The sequence below is a fragment of the Flavobacterium sp. WC2409 genome, from assembly GCF_041200085.1.
Taxonomy (GTDB): Bacteria; Bacteroidota; Bacteroidia; order Flavobacteriales; family Flavobacteriaceae; genus Flavobacterium.
The window spans coordinates 3,127,101-3,146,758 of the sequence record NZ_CP165625.1; the positions used below are offsets into that span (position 1 = coordinate 3,127,101).

12 protein-coding genes are annotated in these 19,658 nt (G+C 34.6%); 11 read left to right on the top strand and 1 reads right to left on the bottom strand.

What is annotated here, in order from left to right; translation table 11 throughout:
• Positions 1-5: 5 nt before the first annotated feature.
• From AB3G34_RS13400 to fsa, 3 genes are all read left to right on the top strand, one after another.
• A complete protein-coding gene (locus tag AB3G34_RS13400) occupies positions 6-1,007 on the top strand; it encodes a glycoside hydrolase family 43 protein (protein ID WP_367772451.1) in 1,002 nt (333 codons plus the stop codon).
• Positions 1,008-1,405: 398 nt separating this feature from the next.
• Complete coding sequence (locus AB3G34_RS13405) at positions 1,406-3,445, top strand: transketolase family protein (RefSeq protein WP_367772453.1); 2,040 nt, start codon at positions 1,406-1,408, stop codon at positions 3,443-3,445.
• 27 nt (positions 3,446-3,472) lie between these two features.
• Positions 3,473-4,129, top strand: a complete 657-nt coding sequence (gene fsa, locus AB3G34_RS13410) for a fructose-6-phosphate aldolase (protein ID WP_369752716.1) — start codon at positions 3,473-3,475, stop codon at positions 4,127-4,129.
• Positions 4,130-4,333: 204 nt separating this feature from the next.
• Here the strand turns inward: fsa and AB3G34_RS13415 are convergent, their stop codons facing one another.
• The gene (locus AB3G34_RS13415) at positions 4,334-5,023 is read right to left on the bottom strand and encodes an NUDIX domain-containing protein (protein ID WP_367755787.1); all 690 of its coding nucleotides are present in this window, start codon (positions 5,021-5,023) and stop codon (positions 4,334-4,336) included.
• Between the two features lie 592 nt (positions 5,024-5,615).
• On the opposite strand from AB3G34_RS13415, the gene AB3G34_RS13420 reads away from it, so the two are divergent.
• The 8 genes from AB3G34_RS13420 (at position 5,616) to AB3G34_RS13455 (ending at position 19,609) form a co-directional block, all read left to right on the top strand.
• Positions 5,616-8,663, top strand: coding sequence for a SusC/RagA family TonB-linked outer membrane protein (locus AB3G34_RS13420; protein WP_369752717.1), 3,048 nt, complete (start codon positions 5,616-5,618; stop codon positions 8,661-8,663).
• A 30-nt stretch (positions 8,664-8,693) separates the two neighbouring features.
• Positions 8,694-10,256 (top strand): RagB/SusD family nutrient uptake outer membrane protein, encoded by a 1,563-nt coding sequence (locus AB3G34_RS13425; protein WP_369752718.1) that lies wholly within the window; start codon positions 8,694-8,696, stop codon positions 10,254-10,256.
• Positions 10,257-10,345: 89 nt separating this feature from the next.
• Complete coding sequence (locus AB3G34_RS13430; protein WP_369752719.1) at positions 10,346-11,890, top strand: alpha-N-arabinofuranosidase; 1,545 nt, start codon at positions 10,346-10,348, stop codon at positions 11,888-11,890.
• A gap of 11 nt (positions 11,891-11,901) precedes the next feature.
• A complete protein-coding gene (locus tag AB3G34_RS13435) occupies positions 11,902-13,515 on the top strand; it encodes an arabinan endo-1,5-alpha-L-arabinosidase (protein ID WP_367772463.1) in 1,614 nt (537 codons plus the stop codon).
• 44 nt (positions 13,516-13,559) lie between these two features.
• Entirely contained in the window at positions 13,560-14,555 is a 996-nt protein-coding gene (locus AB3G34_RS13440) for a glycoside hydrolase family 43 protein (RefSeq protein WP_369752720.1), read from the top strand.
• 10 nt (positions 14,556-14,565) lie between these two features.
• Positions 14,566-15,552, top strand: coding sequence for an arabinan endo-1,5-alpha-L-arabinosidase (locus tag AB3G34_RS13445; RefSeq protein ID WP_369752721.1), 987 nt, complete (start codon positions 14,566-14,568; stop codon positions 15,550-15,552).
• 20 nt (positions 15,553-15,572) lie between these two features.
• The gene (locus AB3G34_RS13450; RefSeq protein WP_369752722.1) at positions 15,573-17,537 is read left to right on the top strand and encodes a glycoside hydrolase family 127 protein; all 1,965 of its coding nucleotides are present in this window, start codon (positions 15,573-15,575) and stop codon (positions 17,535-17,537) included.
• Positions 17,538-17,623: 86 nt separating this feature from the next.
• Positions 17,624-19,609, top strand: coding sequence for an alpha-L-arabinofuranosidase C-terminal domain-containing protein (locus tag AB3G34_RS13455; protein WP_369752723.1), 1,986 nt, complete (start codon positions 17,624-17,626; stop codon positions 19,607-19,609).
• Positions 19,610-19,658: the final 49 nt, after the last annotated feature.

The window sequence follows — 19,658 nt, forward strand, 5'->3', positions numbered from 1 at the left end:
CTCAAATGAAAAAAATTTATATAATTCTATTTTTAGGACTAAGTTTAAGTTCTTGTTCTCAACCAAAAGGAGAAGATAAAATAACCCCTGCCCCCCCAGTAGCATTAAAAGATATTTTTCTAGCAGATCCTACCATTTTTTATAACGATGGAACCTATTACTTATACGGAACAACTACTGGAAACACAACTGTTATTGGAGAAGGCTTTCAGGTGTATACCTCAACTGATCAAAAAAATTGGAAAGGACCCGTAGGTGCTCAAGGTGGTCTTGCACTCAAAAAAGGAGATGCATATGGAACAACCGGATTTTGGGCTCCACAAATAATAAAGTATAACAATCTATTTTATATGATTTATACTGCCAATGAAAATATTGCCGTTGCAACAAGTAATAACCCGATTGGACCATTTAAAAATACAACAAAAGAACCTCTAGTAGCTCTAGTAAAGCAAATAGACCCATTTGTATTTATAGATGATGATGGCAAAAAATATTTATATCATGTTAGACTTACAAATGGAAACCGAATTTTTGTAGCCGAAATAAATGATGACCTTTTAAGTATAAAACCAGAAACACTAACAGAATGTATCTCTGCACAACTACTATGGGAAAACACCCAAAATGTAAACTGGCCAGTTGCCGAAGGGCCTACAGTGATAAAAAAAGAGGGCTTGTATTATTTAATTTATTCAGCAAATGATTTTAGAAATCCTGACTATGCCGTAGGATACGCTACCAGTAAAAGTCCCTTAGGACCTTGGGAAAAGGCAGCAACGAGTCCTATTATTTCTCGAAATTTAATTGGAGAAAATGGAACCGGTCATGGTGATTTATTTTTGGACAAAGAGAACCAGTTGCAATATGTTTTCCATACGCATTTCAATGGTGCTCAGGAAGCACCCAGAAAAGCAGCAATTATTGAAATGAATTTTACTAAAAAAGAAAATGCATTTCAATTAGAAGCAAAAAAAGAGACTTTCCGATTCTTGAAGACTAATTAAATAATACCTCAACACAAAGGGGATTTAACCTTTCTATCGTTTTTCAATAACACAGTCTTACTTTGGCAATACTATCAAAAAAATAGTATTGCCATTTTTTATTGGCTAAAAAAATAAGATTCTTATTTAAAAAAGTTATAAAAATAATTTATTTGTTATTGTAGAATAAATTTGCATACATTTGTAAATGTATTTTTTACACTTATTATTTTTCAACAATTTTCAATACACAATTTCTCAAGTTTGGTTGATTTTGTTTTTAACTAATTAGTAAAAAAAAACACTTAATCTACTTTAATTCAATCGCTAAAAACGACAACAAATTTTGTTTTTATTATAAAATTGAATTGACAGTTTGGATTTTTAATTAATTACAATAAAAAAATAGAACTATAATTATGAACCAAAAAATTGACCAATTAGCTACAGACAACATAAGAGCGCTTTCCATTTCAATGGTAGAAAAAGCCAATTCAGGACATCCTGGAGGCGCCATGGGTGGTGCCGATTTTATGCATCTTTTATATACGGAATACCTCAACTTTGACCCAACCGAAATGGATTGGCCATACAGAGACCGTTTCTTTATGGATGCTGGACATTTATCAGCATTAATGTATTCTCAATATTATTTATTAGGAAATTACAAAAAAGAAGACCTTCAACAATTTAGACAATGGGGCTCCGTAACGCCAGGACATCCCGAAGTGGATGTTTTGAGAGGTATTGAAAATACCTCGGGACCATTAGGACAAGGTCATGCTATGGGTGTTGGAGCAGCTATTGCCGCCAAGTTTCTTGATGCAAGATTCAAAGGGCTTTTTGAGCATAAAATATACGGTTTCATCACTGATGGTGGTGTTCAAGAGGAAATTTCTCAAGGGGCAGGTAGAATTGCTGGACACTTAGGATTGAATAATTTCATCATGTTTTATGATTCTAATGATGTGCAACTTTCGTCAATGACAGATGAAGTAACATCCGAAAATACCGCCATGAAATATGAGGCTTGGGGTTGGAACGTAATCACAATTGATGGTCATGATCATACTCAAATAAGAAAAGCACTTAGTGAAGCACACGAAGAAGTTGAAAAACCTACTTTGATCATTGGGAAGACAATTATGGGAAAAGGTTGTGTTACAGCAACTGGGGCGATGTATGAAGGAGAATGTGAATTGCATGGAAAACCTATTGGTGATACAAAAGCAGATTACGTAAAAACACTTTTAAATCTAAAAGCAAATCCCGAAGATCCATTTGCTATTTATGAAGAAGTCGCAAAACATTACGCTAACATCCTTGAATTAAAAACAGCAACATCTGCTAATAAAAAACTCCAAATCGCTTCTTGGAAAAAAGAAAATCCAGCGCTTTCTTTAAAACTAGAATCGTTTTTATCTGGTGAAATTCCTGATTTAGATTTAAGCAGTGTTGTTCAAAAACCAAATGTAGCAACAAGAGAAGCTTCTTCTGCTGTACTTGCCTATTTAGCAGAAAACGTAGAAAATATGATTGTTTCATCGGCAGATTTATCGAACAGTGACAAAACTGATGGATTCCTTAAAAAATCATCGATTTTACAAAAAAATGATTTTAATGGTGCCTTTTTACAAGCTGGAGTGGCTGAATTAACAATGACTTCCATCGCAAACGGAATTGCGCTTCATGGTGGTGTAATCCCTGTAGTAGCGACATTTTTTGTATTCTCCGATTATATGAAACCAGCTATTCGATTAGCAGCTATTCAAGAATTACCTGTAAAATATGTTTGGACACATGACTCGTTTCGCGTTGGTGAAGATGGACCTACGCACCAACCTATCGAACAGGAAGCACAAATTCGCTTGATGGAAAAAATTAAAAACCATTCAGGGAATCAAAGTTTATTGGCCTTACGCCCTGCCGATGCGATAGAAACATCAGTAGCTTGGGATATGGCATTAAAAAACACTAAAACTCCAACTGGTTTAATTCTTTCGAGACAAAACATTCAAGATATTCCTGCACAAGGAACTTCAAGATACGAAGAGGCTACAGAAGCGTCAAAAGGCGGATATTTAGTAAAGTCAACTCAAAATCCAGATATCACATTAATCGCAAATGGTTCGGAAGTGGCAACCCTTTTAGCTGCTGCAGTTCTATTGGAAAAAGAAAAAAATCTAAAAATAAATGTAGCCTCCATCATTTCTGAAGGATTATTCAAAGAGCAATCTAAATCGTACCAAGAAAGTATAATTCCAAAAGGAAAATTAGTTTTTGGCCTTACTGCTGGACTACCCGTAAATCTTGAAGGTTTGATAGGAGATAGCGGAAAAGTAATTGGGCTAGACCATTTTGGATATTCGGCACCAGCAACAGTTTTAGATGAAAAATTTGGATTTACAAGTGCACATGCTTGCGAAGAAATCCTAAAATATATTGAAGAAAGTAAATAAACAAACAAAAAACTAAATAATAAAGACATGAAATTTTTTATAGATACAGCAAATTTAAAAGACATTAAAGAGGCAAATGATTTAGGAATCCTAGATGGTGTAACTACTAACCCATCATTAATGGCAAAAGAAGGAATTACTGGTGCAGCTAATATCATTGCTCATTATGTAAAAATATGCGAATTAGTTGATGGCGATGTTAGTGCCGAAGTAATTTCAACTGACTTTGAAGGAATGGTTGCCGAAGGAGAAAAATTAGCTGCCTTGCATCCACAAATTGTAGTAAAAATCCCAATGATAAAAGACGGGATCAAAGCAATAAAATACTTTTCGAACAAAGGAATAAAAACCAATTGCACTTTGGTGTTTTCGGCAGGTCAAGCTTTATTGGCAGCCAAAGCAGGTGCTACTTATGTTTCTCCTTTTATAGGAAGATTAGATGACATCTCTACCGATGGTTTAACACTTATCGAAGACATCAAATTAATTTATGACAATTACGGTTACGAAACTCAAATTCTAGCCGCATCAGTACGTCACGTCATGCATATTTTAAATTGTGCTAAAATTGGTGCCGATGTAATAACTGGACCATTGAGTGCTATTGAAGGCTTGCTAAAACACCCACTTACAGATAGTGGTTTGGCTACATTTTTAGCCGATTATCAAAAAGGAAATAGTTAAAACAAAAAACAGAGCTAACTTATTTTAGCCATTTTATTTCACTAAATAGTTCTTAATTGATACCGAATAATCAAATCTCTTGAAATTGTAGTACGTCAAAGGCGATGCGATAAATTCTATATCTCACGATTTAACTATCCAAAAAAAAGGAAGCCTCAATAAAGAGACTTCCTTTTTTATTTTAAGTAACGAACTACTAAATTATTAAAGATTCAGTACAAAATCATTCAATAATTTCGCATCGTATTTTTCTTTGTCAAAAGTATACAGATACGACCCTTTTCTAGAAGACATCATATCTTTCTCCTCTAATTTTATCAAAATATCCAATGAATTTATTTTACTGATAAAATTCCTTTTATCCAGCTCTTTGCTTAAAATTGCTTCATACAATTCTAACAATTGACGCATCGTGAATTTTTCAGGCAAAAGTTCAAATCCTATTGGTTTAATCGAAGTTCTATAACGCAATCTTCTTATAGCATGTCGTAGCATCGAATCATGGTCAAAAATTAATTTTGGAGCATTCGAAACACTAAACCATTGTGCATGATAATTTTGAATCAACTCTGCATTATGATTTTCAATATTAATTAAAGCATAATAAGCTACTGAAATAGTTCTCTCGACAGGGTCACGATCAATATCACTATAAGCATGCAACTGCTCCATATAAATATCTTGAAGTCCCGTATAACTATTAAGGATTCTTAGTGCAGCAGCATCTAATACTTCTTCTTTTTTAAGAAAGCCTCCTATTAAAGACCACTTCCCTTTTTCTGGTTCAAAATCCCTTTTAATTAAAAGTATTTTTAAACCTTCATCATCAAAACCAAAAATGATACAATCTACTGCTAATAATACTTTGTCAGCAGAACTATAACTATTAAGCATACTCCTTTTTTAGGGTAAATATATAAACTTCCTCATCCGTTTCATAATTTATTAATGTGGTTTTTACACTTCGTAAATTATAAAGGGTAAATCACAGCTAAATTATGTTCGGAAATTGAGATAGTAGTTGTTTTAATTTTGGATATCGTTCTTATCATTAATAAAAGAAGGCCACTATCTTTTTTTTAAGTTAATTCAATTAATGAAGCACTTTATTACCGTTTTACCATTCCAAAATACCTGCGATTTGTTAAAAAAGGATGCTGTAATAAGCTTTTATTACACAATACTACCCTGATTTATAGTTAAAAACGCAAATAAATCCTGATTTTAATAATAATTATTCACTTCTGATTTTTTGATTAAATAATCGCTTTTTTAATGAAAACACTACCTTTTATATAAATAAATTGTAAAAACGTTATGGTTTTTTAAAAAAAATACAATTTTTAAATGTTGTTTTTACACTTAATTTGCAATATGTGTTTTTTTTCGATATTTTTTTTACCATATTAATTTGTTTTTATAGTTTTTTTTTAATTAAATTTACAAATGTAAAATATACACTTATAACTAACCAAAACAAATTAGAATGAAAACAAACCAACGATCATTTTTCTATTGCAATTTTGAATTGCCGAGAAAAGAATGGCTATTAGTAATAATAGTTATGTTATTTTCTTCTTATACTCTTTCTGCCCAAGAAGATAAGACTATAAAAGGGGTTGTCAAATCGGCAAAAGATGAAATGCCAATACCAGGAGTCAATGTTTTAGTAAAAGGAACCAATACCGTTACTGTTACAGGACTAGATGGGGAATATTCAATAAAAGCATCACCAAAAGATATTCTTGTTTTTTCCTATTTAGGATATTCAAATCAAGAAATGATCATTGGTAACAAAACTCAACTAAACATCGCATTAAGTGACAATTTAAATAAATTAGATGAAGTAGTTGTTATTGGGTATGGTACTCAAAAAAAATCAGACCTTACAGGATCTGTTAGTGTGGTAAACATGGATAATGCTAAGAAAACGGTAACTTATGATGCTGCAAAAATGCTTCAAGGTCAAGTAGCAGGAGTTACCATGCAAACCTCAGGAGAACCAGGTGGATTCGTTAACATTAAAATTAGAGGTATTAACTCTTTTAGTAACAACAATCCTCTTTTTGTAATTGATGGTATGATTGTAGACAGTCCTTATGACTTTGCAACTGGTGAAATTGAATCTATGCAAGTTTTAAAAGACGCTTCTTCTGCTGCAATATATGGGGTTCGTGGTGCAAATGGAGTAATCATTATTACTACTAAAAAAGGAAAAGCAGGTAAATTTGACATTAAATACAAATCACTTGTTGGTTTTCAAAACGTAGCCAAAAAATGGGATCTTACTGATAGAGTAGGATATCAAAATATTACTAGTGCTGCAGAGGTTAATGCTGGATTAACTATTGCTCCAGGTAATGATCCTAGTAGCCCTTATTACATCAACAATGTAGATACAAACTGGCAAAATGCAGCTTTTAAAACTGGAATTATAGAAAACCATTCTCTTACTTTTAGTGGTGGTGCCGAAAGTTTAGGGTATAATATGAATGTGGACTATTTTAAAAATAGTAGCTATATCGATTCCCCACAAGATTATAAAAGAGTATCTACTACTTTGAATTTAACTGGTAAAAAAGGAAAATTTAAATACGGTTCAAAATTAGGATTTACACAATCAGGTAAAGAAAATTTTAACGAGTACAACGCTGGTGAATCTCCAATTAGTGATTTATTAGGTGCTATTCCTACAATGCCTGTTTATGATGCGAACCGTTTAGGTGGTTACGGTGGAACAACAAACTTAACACAAAGAGCTATTTCTATGAACGTTATTGGTTACAACAACTTGATAACTAATACTGGAAAAAGAAATCGTTTTATTGGAGATATTTGGGGAGAATATGAAATCGTTAAAGGTTTAAAATATAAAATTGACGCTAGTTTTGACAGACTGGATTGGCAAAATAGAAAATTCATCCCGCCAAGTGATTTAGGATGGTACTATCTTACTACAAATGATGAAGCTTCATTAGATGTTTCTACAGGAAGTCAATCTAGAACTTTCTTAAACAACTTACTTACTTACGAAAAAGAAATTGGCAAACATAAATTTGATGCTTTAGTAGGTTGGGTACAAGAACGTAGTGATAACTACAATCACTGGTCAAGAGGAGTTGGATATACTCCCGGAGAAATTAGCCATTTAGAATATGCTGATAACACTAGTGCTGGAGAATATGAAAACACAATTACTGGTGTATCGTATTTAAGCAGATTAAATTATGCGTATGATGACCGTTACTTGTTGCAAGCTAACTTTAGACAAGACAAAACTTCTCTTTTTAGTCAAAAATACAATAAAGGTAATTTTTACTCTTTCTCAGGAGCATGGAAAATCAGTAATGAAAAATTCATCCACTTGCCAGAATGGGTAAGCAATATTAAATTAAGAGGAGGTTACGGTATATTAGGTAACAACACAATCCCAACTTACTTTTTCGCAACTACTACCAATAGTTTTGCTGGTTATGATTTTAATAACGCATTGGCACCAGGAACAACAGTAGTAAGTGCTTTAGATCCAAATGTACACTGGGAAGAAACAAGAACTACGAACGTCGCTCTTGAATTAGGATTACTTAATAATGACCTACAATTTACAGCTGAATATTATGTTAAAAAATCAACTGACCTTTTAATTGGAGTGCCATTACCGTTTTCAACTGGTGCTTTTCCTGCAAGTGTAACAACAAATGCAGGTGCAGTTAGAAACAATGGTTTAGAATTTTCAGCTACCTATAATAATGATCATAATGCTTTCAAATATAGTATCTCAGCTAACTTAGGTACTTTGAATAACAAAGTATTACAAATAGGTCTTGATGGAAACCCAATTTACGGTGCTGCTTCAAAAACAGAAGTAGGTAGATCAATAGGTGAAATTTACGCATACGAAACTGCTGGAATTTTTCAAAATGCTGCAGATCTGGCTGCATCACCAACACAAACTAATGCAGGAGTTGGAGATGTAAAATTCAAGGATGTAAACGGTGACGGAATGATTACAGATCTTGATAGAACGTACCAAGGAACTACAATTCCTAAATACAGTTATGGTTTTAACTTTAGTAGTTCATACAAAAACTGGGACTTCTCTATGTTTTGGCAAGGAAGCGGTGGAAACAAAGTGTTTGATGGAATGTATCGCAATTTAATGGCTGGACAATATGGTAACCATAGTATAGATGAACTAAATTACTGGACACCTACAAATACAAATACAAACGTTCCTCGTCCAATTATAGGTGATCCAAATGCAAACACAAGAGACTCTAATCGTTTCATCGAAAAAGGAGACTACATAAAATTGCAAACAATGCAAATTGGTTACGAAATTCCACTTAAAAATATAAGCTTTATTCAAAAAGCAAAATTATTTGTAAACGGTCAAAATTTATTAATAATCAGCAAATACAGAGGATATGACCCTGATTTTAATAGCAATGATGGTTTGTTCTCAAGAGGATACGATGGTGGTTCATTCCCAAATCCTAGAACTTTTTCTTTAGGACTTGAAGTGAATTTTTAAAAATAACCAAACAATTTAAAACGAATCAAAATGAAATATAAAATATTTAATTATCTAACTGTTTTCTTCTCAATAGCAGTCGTAACAACGAGCTGTGTAAATGATGGAGATTTAATTCAAGTTGACCCAAATAACAATGCGGTAGATTCTTTCTGGAAAACGGATCAGGATGCTATTCAAGGTGTAAATGCTGCTTATGGTAGTTTGTTAACTGATGGAACGTACATGAGAAGTACTCCTTTATTATTAGACTTAAAAGGAGATGACACAAGAAGTAACAGTCCTTGGGATGCCATGTACAATGTTGGGCGTTTCAACTCTAATGTATCAAATTCAGCAATTTATGGTTGGGCTTACGAAACGTATTACCAAGGTATTTATCGTGCGAATCAAGTACTTACGAATGTTTCAGCTATTGAAATGGCAGATGCAGGACTTAAAAACAGAATTTTAGGTCAAGCCTATTTCTTAAGAGGATTGTATTTGTTTCATGCCGTAAACATGTTTAAAAACGTACCATTACCTACAGACATTGCTGTTTATTATCCACAAAAAACGCAACAAGATGGATGGGCACAAGTAATTGCCGACTTTAAAGCAGCTGCAGATTTGTTACCATCAACTTATGATAATGTTACAGGATTAGATGCAGGTCAAAAAGGACGTGCTACAAAAGGAGCTGCTTTAGGATATTTAGGGAAAGCCTACTTGTTTACTAAAGATTTTGCCAATGCTAAAATTGCATTTAAACAAGTAATCGATTTAGGCGTTTATTCGTTAGTCTCTAACTACCGTGATAATTTTACAGACAGTAATGAAAACAATTCGGAGTCATTATTTGAAGTACAATTCAGTAGAAATGCAGGTGGAGTTGACTTAGGTTGGGGTGGTGCTCCAGCTTCTGGATGGGGAAAAACATCAGCTAGAGCAATTACTTATGGACCAAGAGCTTTTGGATGGACAGATGTACAACCAACAAGAGCATTGTTTGATGAATTTCATGATGAAAAGACTACATCTGGTGCAGTTGACCCTCGATTGGATGCTACAATGTTCTATAACAAACCTGGTGGAATGCAATTGTACGGACAAGATTTTGCCACTTTTTATGCAGCAAACCCTGGAGATTTGAATGATTTATTTTGTAGAAAATATGAAAATTCAGATGGAAATTATGCTAATGAATACGACTGGCGTTCAGGAATCAACGAGCGTTTGTTACGTTATGCTGATATCTTGTTAATGTATGCTGAAACTTTAAACGAGACTGGCGATACCCCAGGTGCTTATACTTATATTCAAATGGTTAGAACTAGAGCTGGATTACCTAATTTGGCTACAGCAAAACCCGGATTATCACAAGCAGGTATGAGAGACCAAATAGGTCACGAAAGATTCTTAGAGTTCCCTCTTGAAGGACACCGTTTTGATGATATTCGTCGTTGGGGTTGGTTGCAAGATCCCGTAAAGCTTGCTTGGTTAAAATCAAGAGATGTTGAATTTAATTCTTACGCATCAGGAAGAGAATATTTCCCAATACCACAATTAGAAATGGATAACAATCCTGGTACCGTTCAAAATGATGGGTATTAATACAATTTGATTGAATTAGTTAGAAATTTTAATATCACATGCTAGGCCTTAAAAAAGTTTACCATGTGATATTATTACTTAAATAAAATATGAAAAAAGCGTTATTATTATTAGTTTTTATTTTTTGTAACCAAAGTATTTTTTCTCAAAAAGAGAATATAGTACTTTCTATAAAAAGTAATGAAAGTGCACCTACTATCAACAAAAACATCTATGGCCATTTTGCCGAGCATTTAGGACGTTCTATCTACGGAGGTTTTTTTGTGGGTGACACATCCAAAATTCCAAATACAAATGGAGTACGAAATGACATTGTTGAAGCACTAAAAAAATTAAAAATCCCTAATTTAAGATGGCCAGGTGGTTGTTTTGCGGACACTTACCACTGGAAAGATGGTATTGGACCAAAAGAAGAAAGACCAACAATGGTAAACAAATGGTGGGGAGGAACGACAGAAGACAATAGTTTTGGAACACATGATTTTTTAAACCTATGTGAATTGCTTGGAGCAGAACCTTACTTATCCGGAAATGTAGGAAGCGGAACTGTGCAAGAACTTTCAGACTGGGTACAATATGCCAACTTTGGAGGTAAAAGCCCAATGAGTGATTTACGTAAAAAAAATGGTCGAATAGAACCTTGGAAAGTAAAAATTTGGGGAATTGGTAATGAAGCTTGGGGTTGCGGTGGCAATATGACACCTGATTATTATGCTGGCGAATACCGTAAATATGCCACTTTCATGTCTGATTGGGAAAACACTGGTGGCTTGATGCGTATAGCATCTGGTGCAAGTGATGCCGACTATAACTGGACTGAAACTTTGATGAAAAATATCCCAGCAAACATGTTGGGTGGTGTAGCAATGCATCATTACTCAGTGATTGAATGGAATAAAAAAGGAGATGCAGTTGATTTTACCGAAGGGCAATATTTCACAACAATGAAAGAAGCCATAAAAATGGATGAATTGATCGTTAAACATGGGGCTATCATGGATAAATATGATCCAGAGAAAAAAATTGCTTTGGTTGTAGATGAATGGGGCGGTTGGTACGATGTGGAAAAAGGAACTAATCCTGGATTTTTATACCAACAAAATACTATGAGAGATGCTGTTCTAGCAGGAGCAACTCTTAATATTTTCAACAACCATGCGGATCGTGTTCGAATGGCAAACTTGGCACAATGTGTAAATGTTTTACAGGCCGTTATCCTTACAGATAAAGCTAAAATGATTTTAACACCAACCTATCATGTGATGCAAATGTACAGTGTACATCAAGATGCAAAACTATTACCCATTACTTTAAATTCTCCACTGTATACCTATAATGGCGAATCGCTTCCTGCTTTATCGGCTTCGGCTTCAAAAGATAAAAACGGATTAGTTCATATTTCATTGGTAAACGTAGACACTAAGAAAGATCATAAAATAGAAATTGATCTAAACGAACTTGGAATCAAAGCAATTTCTGGAAACATATTATCATCATCAAAATTGCAGGATTACAATTCTTTTGATAATCCAAACAAAATACAACCAGTAGTTTACAAAGGATTTGACGTGAAAAAAGGAAAGTTATCTATTGTGGTCCCTCCTTTTTCTGTAATAATGTTAGAAAGTAAATAAAAAAGGATACAATGAAAAAATTTAATTCTATTTTAAAATTAGTCCCATCACTAGTACTGTTGCTGGTTGTGGCTTCTACCAGTAGTTGCTCAAGTAGTGATGCCCCTACTCCAGATCCAACTCCTACACCAACTCCCACTCCCACTCCAGTTACCTTTCCAGGACCAAGCTATGCAGATAATTATACGTCTATAGCCGCTTGGGGAACTAATTCACAATGGAATTTAGCCAATGTTCACGACCCTACAGTAGAGAAATGTGGCGATTATTATTATATGTATCAAACGGATGCATCCTATGGAAACGCTACTGATGGACACGGTCATTTTTTTTATAGAAGATCTAAAGATCTTGTCAATTGGGAATTCATGGGGTCTTCGATGACTACTGCTCCTACTTGGGTTTTGGATTCTGTAAATAACAAAAGAGCTAGAATGAATCCAGTTTTGCCTCCAATTACAAGTCCTAACTACGGTTTTTGGGCACCTTGTGTGAGAAAAGTAGGTAACAAGTATCGTATGTACTATAGCATAGTAGTTGATAATCCAATAATTGGTTCTGATTTTACCTACTCATGGAGTGAAAGAGCATTTATTGGACTGGCTGAAACCGACGATTTGGCTTCGAATGTTTGGGTAGATAAAGGGATGGTTGTATGCTCAGAACCAGACGGATTAAAACCTTATTCCTTTACGGGTGCTAGAAATTGGGAAGATGCCTATTTCAAGTTCAATGCAATTGACCCAAGTTTTATTGAAACTCCTGCAGGAGAACAGTATTTAATTTATGGTTCATGGCATTCGGGTATTGCTGCCTTAAAATTAGACCCAACAACAGGGAAGCCATACCAATTAAAAACTTTAAGCGATTATGGAACCCGTATCGCTAGTCGTAGTGCAATTAGTCGTTGGCAAGGTTCCGAAGGACCAGAAATTATATACAATACAGACACCCAATATTATTATTTATTTATGGCGTATGACGGACTAGATGTACCGTACAATACTCGTGTCGCTCGATCAAAAAACATCACAGGTCCTTATCTAGGAATAAACGGAGCCAATGTTACAAACGGAGCCGATTGTTGGCCGATGCTAACACATCCTTACGGTTTTAACAATCATACGGGCTGGGTTGGAATTTCACATTGCGCCATTTTCCAAAACCCAGATACAAAACAATGGTTTTATGCCTCACAAGCGCGTTTACCAGAAGGTGTTCCTGGAATTAATGTTTCAAATGCAATAATGATGGGACATGTACGAGAAATTCAGTGGTCGGAAGATGGATGGCCAGTAATAGCACCTGAGCGCTATGCTGCAGTACCAAAAACTACATTAACCGAAAGCTCTTTTATAGGTCAATGGGAACAAATCACAATGAATTACCAATACAAAGTCATTCAAAAATCGGTTACTATATACTTAACAGCCGATAAAAAAGTGAGCGGTGGACTTACCGGAACTTGGTCTTATGACAGCACAAACGCAGTACTTACCGTAAACGGAATAAAATGTAAAGTTAGTGATGCTTGGGATTGGGAAAGTGCCACACGAAAAGTAACAATAACTTACTCCGGACTTACGACAGCAGGATTACCTGTTTGGGGTAAAAAAACAAACTAATTTATTCCTTCATATTATAAGATTGAATAAAAATAAAACATAAAATGAAAAATATATTTTTAATCCTATGTACTGTTGTACTATTCTCCTCTTGTAAAGCAATAAAAATAGATAAAAATAGCGCTTCCGCAAATGAAGAAATAAACAGTGGTACAACAACCTTTAACAATCCAATCATAAAAGGAAAGTATACTGGTGATCCAGCTGCGCTTGTTTACAAAGACAAAGTGTACTTGTACGCTGGCCATGATGAAGCACCAAATGATTTCAATTTTTATAAAATGAACGAATGGCTGGTTTATTCCTCATCCGATATGATTCATTGGGAGGAACATCCAGTACCTCTTAAAGTAACTGATTTTGCTTGGGCAAGCTCTGATGCTTGGGCGGCACAAGTTATTGAACGCAACGGTAAATTTTATTGGTATGTTACTGTTTCTCATGGAGCCATCAACGGGAAAGCCATTGGAGTTGCAGTTTCGGATAGTCCAACAGGTCCTTTTAAAGATGCATTAGGAAAAGCTCTTGTTACTAATGACATGACCACACAAACCAAGATTGATTGGGATGATATTGATCCAACGGTTATGATTGATGATGATGGACAAGCCTATTTATTTTGGGGAAACTCAGTTTGTCATTATGCTAAATTAAAAGAAAACATGCTCGAATTAGATGGCCCAATTAAAACCATCTCCTTACCAAATTACACTGAGGCGCCTTGGATTCACAAGAAAAAAGATTGGTATTATTTATCTTATGCATATCAATTTCCCGAAAAGATAGCTTATGCAATGAGTAAATCAATCAATGGTCCATGGGAATACAAAGGCATTTTGAATGAAATCGCTGGAAATTCAAATACCAATCACCAAGCTATAATTGAATTTAAGGGAAAAGACTATTTCATCTATCACAATGGAGCTACTCAGCCAGACGGCGGAAGTTTTAGAAGATCCGTTTGCATCGATCGATTGTATTACAACGAAAATGGCACAATGAAACGAGTAATTATGACTTCAGAAGGAATTCAAAAATAAAATAAGTATAATGAAAATACATAAAAAAATACAATTCTTACTTTTACTAATAATCGCTACTAGTTCATCATGGGCGCAAGATATTACGGTTCATGATCCAGTGATGATTAAACAAAAAGATACTTACTATATCTACTGTACAGGACAAGGTATCAGTGTTTTTAGTTCTAAAGATTTAAAAAAATGGAAACCAGAACCAGCAATATTTAATGAAAAACCAACCTGGGTGGATGCAGTTGTACCTGATTTTAACAATCACATCTGGGCACCAGATATTTCTTTCCACAACAATACTTATTACTTGTATTATTCGGTTTCTGCTTTCGCAAAAAATACTTCGGCAATTGCGGTAACAACCAATACTACTTTGGATCCAAAAGACCCTGCTTACAAATGGGTCGATCAAGGAATTGTGATTCAATCCATCCCAAATCGTGATTTGTGGAACGCCATAGATCCCAACTTGACATTTGATGAAAACAATGTTCCATGGTTGGCTTTTGGTTCTTTTTGGAATGGCTTGAAAATGGTAAAATTAAATCCTGATTTAAAATCAATTGCTCAACCTCAAGAATGGTACACCATTGCAAAACGCAAAAGAACATTTGAACTAGCTGACACTGATCCTGGCGATGGCGCACTTGAAGCTCCTTTTATTTTCAAAAAGAACGGGTATTATTACCAATTTCTTTCTTGGGATTTGTGCTGTCGAGGAGAAAAAAGCACCTACAAAGTAGTGGTAGGAAGATCCAAAAACATTACCGGACCTTATGTTGATAAAGAGGGAAAAGCATTAAACGAAGGCGGAGGAACGCTACTTATTCAAGGCAATGAAAACTATTATGGTGCAGGACACAACGGCGCTTATACTATGGATGGAAAAGATTATATCATTTTTCACGCCTATGATGTCAAACAAAAAGGAAGACCTGTCTTAAAAATAAAACAAATGCAGTGGGACAATGCGCTTTGGCCTATTGTGGACCCACTGAATTAATAAAATAAATAGCAGTTAAAATGACATTCAAAAAAACAATAATAGTAGTCGCCAGTTTAGCAATGACCATTTCTGGACAGGCACAACAACCAATCAAAAAAACAACTGCTTCAACTTTAGGTTATTCAATTACACCTGTCAATATTCAGAATGTAAAACTTACTGATAATTTTTGGTTACCCATTATAAAAAAGGTTCAAGAAAAAACAATTGAGTATGCGATTCAAAAATGTGAGGAAGAAGGTCGCATGGATAACTTTTTGATCGCAGGTGGTATAATGAAAGGAGAGGTAAAAGGTCAAATGCCTTTTGACGATACCGATGTCTACAAAATTATCGAAGGAGCATCAAACACCTTGATTAGTGAACCCAACCCAAAACTAAGTAAATTATTAGATTCCCTTATTGGTATTATAAAAGTAGGTCAAGAAAAAGATGGTTATTTAACCACTTGGAGAACAATAAATCCAGCGAAACCACCAGCAACTTGGGTCCCTGTTATCGAGGGAAAGCGTTGGGAATCGTTACAAATCAGTCATGAATTATATAATTCGGGCCATATGTTTGAAGCTGCAGTAGTACATTATGAAGCGACTGGAAAAAGAAACTTCCTAGATATTGCGATAAAAAATGCCGACTTATTGGTTAAAACTTTTGGTGATAATACCAATCAAGTTCATGGAGTTCCGGGACATCAAATTGTAGAAACAGGATTGGTGAAACTATATCAAATTACAAAAAACAAAGCTTATTTCAATTTGGCTAAATACTTTTTAGATAATAGAGGCAACCCAAAAAATCATGCTTTATATGGAGCCTACTCCCAAGATGATATCCCTGTAATCCAACAAAAGGAAGCAGTGGGTCATGCTGTAAGAGCCGTTTATATGTATGCTGGAATGACCGATATTGCTGCGATCGAGAATGACAAAGAATACCTTAATGCAGTGAATGCTTTGTGGACAAACATGGTCAACAAAAAAATGTACATCACTGGTGGAATTGGTGCCATACATGATGGAGAAGCTTTTGGTGCAAACTATGAATTACCGAACCTTACGGCTTATAATGAAACTTGTGCTGCTATTGGTGATGTGTATTGGAACCATAGATTACACAATCTAACTGGAAGTTCTGATTATTATAATGTTATTGAACGCACTTTGTATAATGGCTTAATTTCTGGAATTTCATTAGACGGAAAACAATTTTTCTATCCTAATGCACTAGAATCAGATGGAGTTTATAAAAACAACAGAGGCTCTTGCACTCGTCAATCATGGTTTGATTGTTCTTGTTGCCCAACAAATTTAATTCGTTTTATTCCTTCAATTCCGGGATTAATTTATTCGTCAAGCAAAGAGGTACTGTATGTGAACTTATATGCTTCGAATAATGCAAAAATTACATTAGATAAAACTGAATTAGAGATTGCTCAACAAACCAATTATCCTTGGGATGGTAAAGTTGCAGTTACTGTTTCACCAAAAAAAGAAAGTGAATTCACTATAAAATTAAGAATACCAGGTTGGGCAACTAACCAAGTATTACCTGGAGATTTATACAGTTATAAAAATGTTTCATCTGCAAAAACAACCGTTTCTATAAACGGAAAACCAATAAATTACCAAGTAGATAAAGGATATATTACCATTACTCGTAAATGGAAAAAAGGCGAAAAAATAACCCTTAATTTTCCTATGGAAGTAAAGGAGGTAGTGACTAATAGTAAAGTAGAAAGTAATATTGGAAAAGTAGCATTAGAATATGGTCCAATAGTGTATGCGATTGAAGAAATTGACAATGCAACTGCATTCGATAAAATTACTGTCGATGCCAATGACAGCTTCAAAGTTCAAAAAGAAAATAACCTTCTAGATGGGGTGAATACGATTCAAAATAAAAAATTAAAAGCCATTCCTTATTATTCCTGGTCTAATAGAGGCGTTGGAAAAATGAAAGTTTGGATTGATTATAAAGAATAAAGCAATATCCATAGAGAAAATAAACAAATCATTAAAGTTTAAATTAACCCACAACTTTAAACTTTAAACCTTAAACAAATGTAAAAATGAAACCAAATTTAATTACCAAAATTACGCTATGCGGGCTTTTACTTAACGGCTTTTATGGTCAAGCCCAAAAGACGACGCTTGAAGTGAACACCACAAATACTGTTACTAAAATTCAACCTACAATGTACGGTGTGTTTTTTGAAGACATCAACTTTGCTGCCGATGGAGGTCTTTATGCCGAAATGATCAAAAACCGTTCATTTGAATTCGACACGCCACTTATGGGATGGGAACAACCCAACAGTGACACTCATTCATTCAATAACGAATCAGGAATTGCAACCACTATTAAGGCATTAGAAAACAAAACAAACCCTAGTTTTTGTAGAGTTCTGGTAAAAAATGACAAAGGATTTGAAATGATCAATGTTGGATTCAGAGGAATGGGGATTAAGAAGGATGCAAAATACAATCTTTCTTTAAAAGCAGCCAATCACAATGGTGCTATTAAAAAAATCATAATCCAATTTATTGATAAAGACAAAAAAGTATTAGGCGAAACTAGCATTGTTCCTACATCAAACGATTGGAAAGGATATTCAGCACAATTAACCGCTACTCAAACCGAAGCCAAAGCACAACTGAAAATTACGTTTGAAGGAACAGGTACTATTGATTTAGACATGATTTCGGTATTCCCAGAAGACACTTGGATGCATCGAAAAAACGGAATGCGTAAAGACATCGTTCAGTTACTTTATGATATGAAACCAGGATTTCTAAGATTCCCAGGAGGTTGTATTGTAGAAGGTAGAACTTTGGCACAACGCTACCAATGGAAAAAAACAGTCGGTGATGTAGAGAAAAGAGAAACATTAATTAACCGTTGGAATACCGAATTTGAACACAAACCAGCACCCGATTATTTCCAAACTTTCGGATTGGGATTTTTCGAATATTTCCAACTTGCAGAAGATTTGGGAGCACAACCCTTACCTATTTTAAGTTGTGGAATGGCTTGTCAATTTAATACGGGCGAGTTGGTTCCTATGGAAGAATTAGATCCTTATGTTCAAGATGCTTTGGATTTGATCCAATTTGCCAATGGTAGTATTGAAACTCCTTGGGGTAAAGTTCGTTCAGATATGGGACATCCAAAACCATTTAATTTAAAATTCATTGGTGTAGGTAACGAACAATGGGGACCAGATTATATTGCTAGATACAAAGTTTTTGAAAAAGCGATTAAAGACCAATACCCAAATATGACAATTGTCTCAGGTGCAGGTCCATTTCCAGAAGGAGATTATTTTGACTACGGAATGGAAGAGTTAAAGAAATTAAATGCCGAAATTGTAGATGAGCATTATTATAAAAACCCACAATGGTTTAGAGAAAACGCTACTCGTTACGACAATTATGATCGAAAAGGACCTAAGATTTTCGCAGGAGAATATGCTGCACAAAGTGTTGCTATTGCAAGTCCTGACAATAAAAACAATTGGGAATGTGCTTTTTCTGAAGCGGCTTTCATGACTGGATTAGAAAGAAATGCCGAAGTAGTCAACCTAACTTCATATGCTCCATTAATGGCACACGAAGAAGCTTGGCAATGGACACCAGATTTACTTTGGTTCAATAATTTAGAAGCCTACGGATCTGCTAATTATTATGTTCAAAAATTATTTGCAACCAATAGAGGAACCAATTTAATCAACATAACCAAAGATGGAAAAGCAGTGACAGGACAAAATGATTTGTTTGCCTCTGCTGTAAAAGACGTGGTGAGTAAAGACGTAATTGTAAAATTAGTCAACACTTCGTCTTCAGCACAAGTAGTTAATATTGATTTAAAAGGAAGCAAATTATCGTCTAAAGGAACATTGACTACCCTTACTAGTGCAAACTTAGAAGATGAGAACTCTTTTGCCAATCCTAAAAAAATTAGCCCAACAGAAAGTGAAATTAAAGTGAAAAATAACAAAGCAATAACAAGTCTACCACCCTATTCTGTTACTGTTTTAAAAATTAAAATGAAGTAATCGTAACAAAATAAAAGTGAATTATACATTTATTAGCTAATACTTTCAT

What these genes read in the sequence shown, in the direction of transcription:
- AB3G34_RS13400 (WP_367772451.1), top strand. Translation starts at nt 6, where the DNA reads ATGAAAAAAATTTATATAATTCTATTTTTAGGACTAAGTTTAAGTTCT.
- AB3G34_RS13405 (WP_367772453.1), top strand. Translation starts at nt 1,406, where the DNA reads ATGAACCAAAAAATTGACCAATTAGCTACAGACAACATAAGAGCGCTT.
- fsa (WP_369752716.1), top strand. Translation starts at nt 3,473, where the DNA reads ATGAAATTTTTTATAGATACAGCAAATTTAAAAGACATTAAAGAGGCA.
- AB3G34_RS13415 (WP_367755787.1), bottom strand. Translation starts at nt 5,023, where the DNA reads ATGCTTAATAGTTATAGTTCTGCTGACAAAGTATTATTAGCAGTAGAT.
- AB3G34_RS13420 (WP_369752717.1), top strand. Translation starts at nt 5,616, where the DNA reads ATGAAAACAAACCAACGATCATTTTTCTATTGCAATTTTGAATTGCCG.
- AB3G34_RS13425 (WP_369752718.1), top strand. Translation starts at nt 8,694, where the DNA reads ATGAAATATAAAATATTTAATTATCTAACTGTTTTCTTCTCAATAGCA.
- AB3G34_RS13430 (WP_369752719.1), top strand. Translation starts at nt 10,346, where the DNA reads ATGAAAAAAGCGTTATTATTATTAGTTTTTATTTTTTGTAACCAAAGT.
- AB3G34_RS13435 (WP_367772463.1), top strand. Translation starts at nt 11,902, where the DNA reads ATGAAAAAATTTAATTCTATTTTAAAATTAGTCCCATCACTAGTACTG.
- AB3G34_RS13440 (WP_369752720.1), top strand. Translation starts at nt 13,560, where the DNA reads ATGAAAAATATATTTTTAATCCTATGTACTGTTGTACTATTCTCCTCT.
- AB3G34_RS13445 (WP_369752721.1), top strand. Translation starts at nt 14,566, where the DNA reads ATGAAAATACATAAAAAAATACAATTCTTACTTTTACTAATAATCGCT.
- AB3G34_RS13450 (WP_369752722.1), top strand. Translation starts at nt 15,573, where the DNA reads ATGACATTCAAAAAAACAATAATAGTAGTCGCCAGTTTAGCAATGACC.
- AB3G34_RS13455 (WP_369752723.1), top strand. Translation starts at nt 17,624, where the DNA reads ATGAAACCAAATTTAATTACCAAAATTACGCTATGCGGGCTTTTACTT.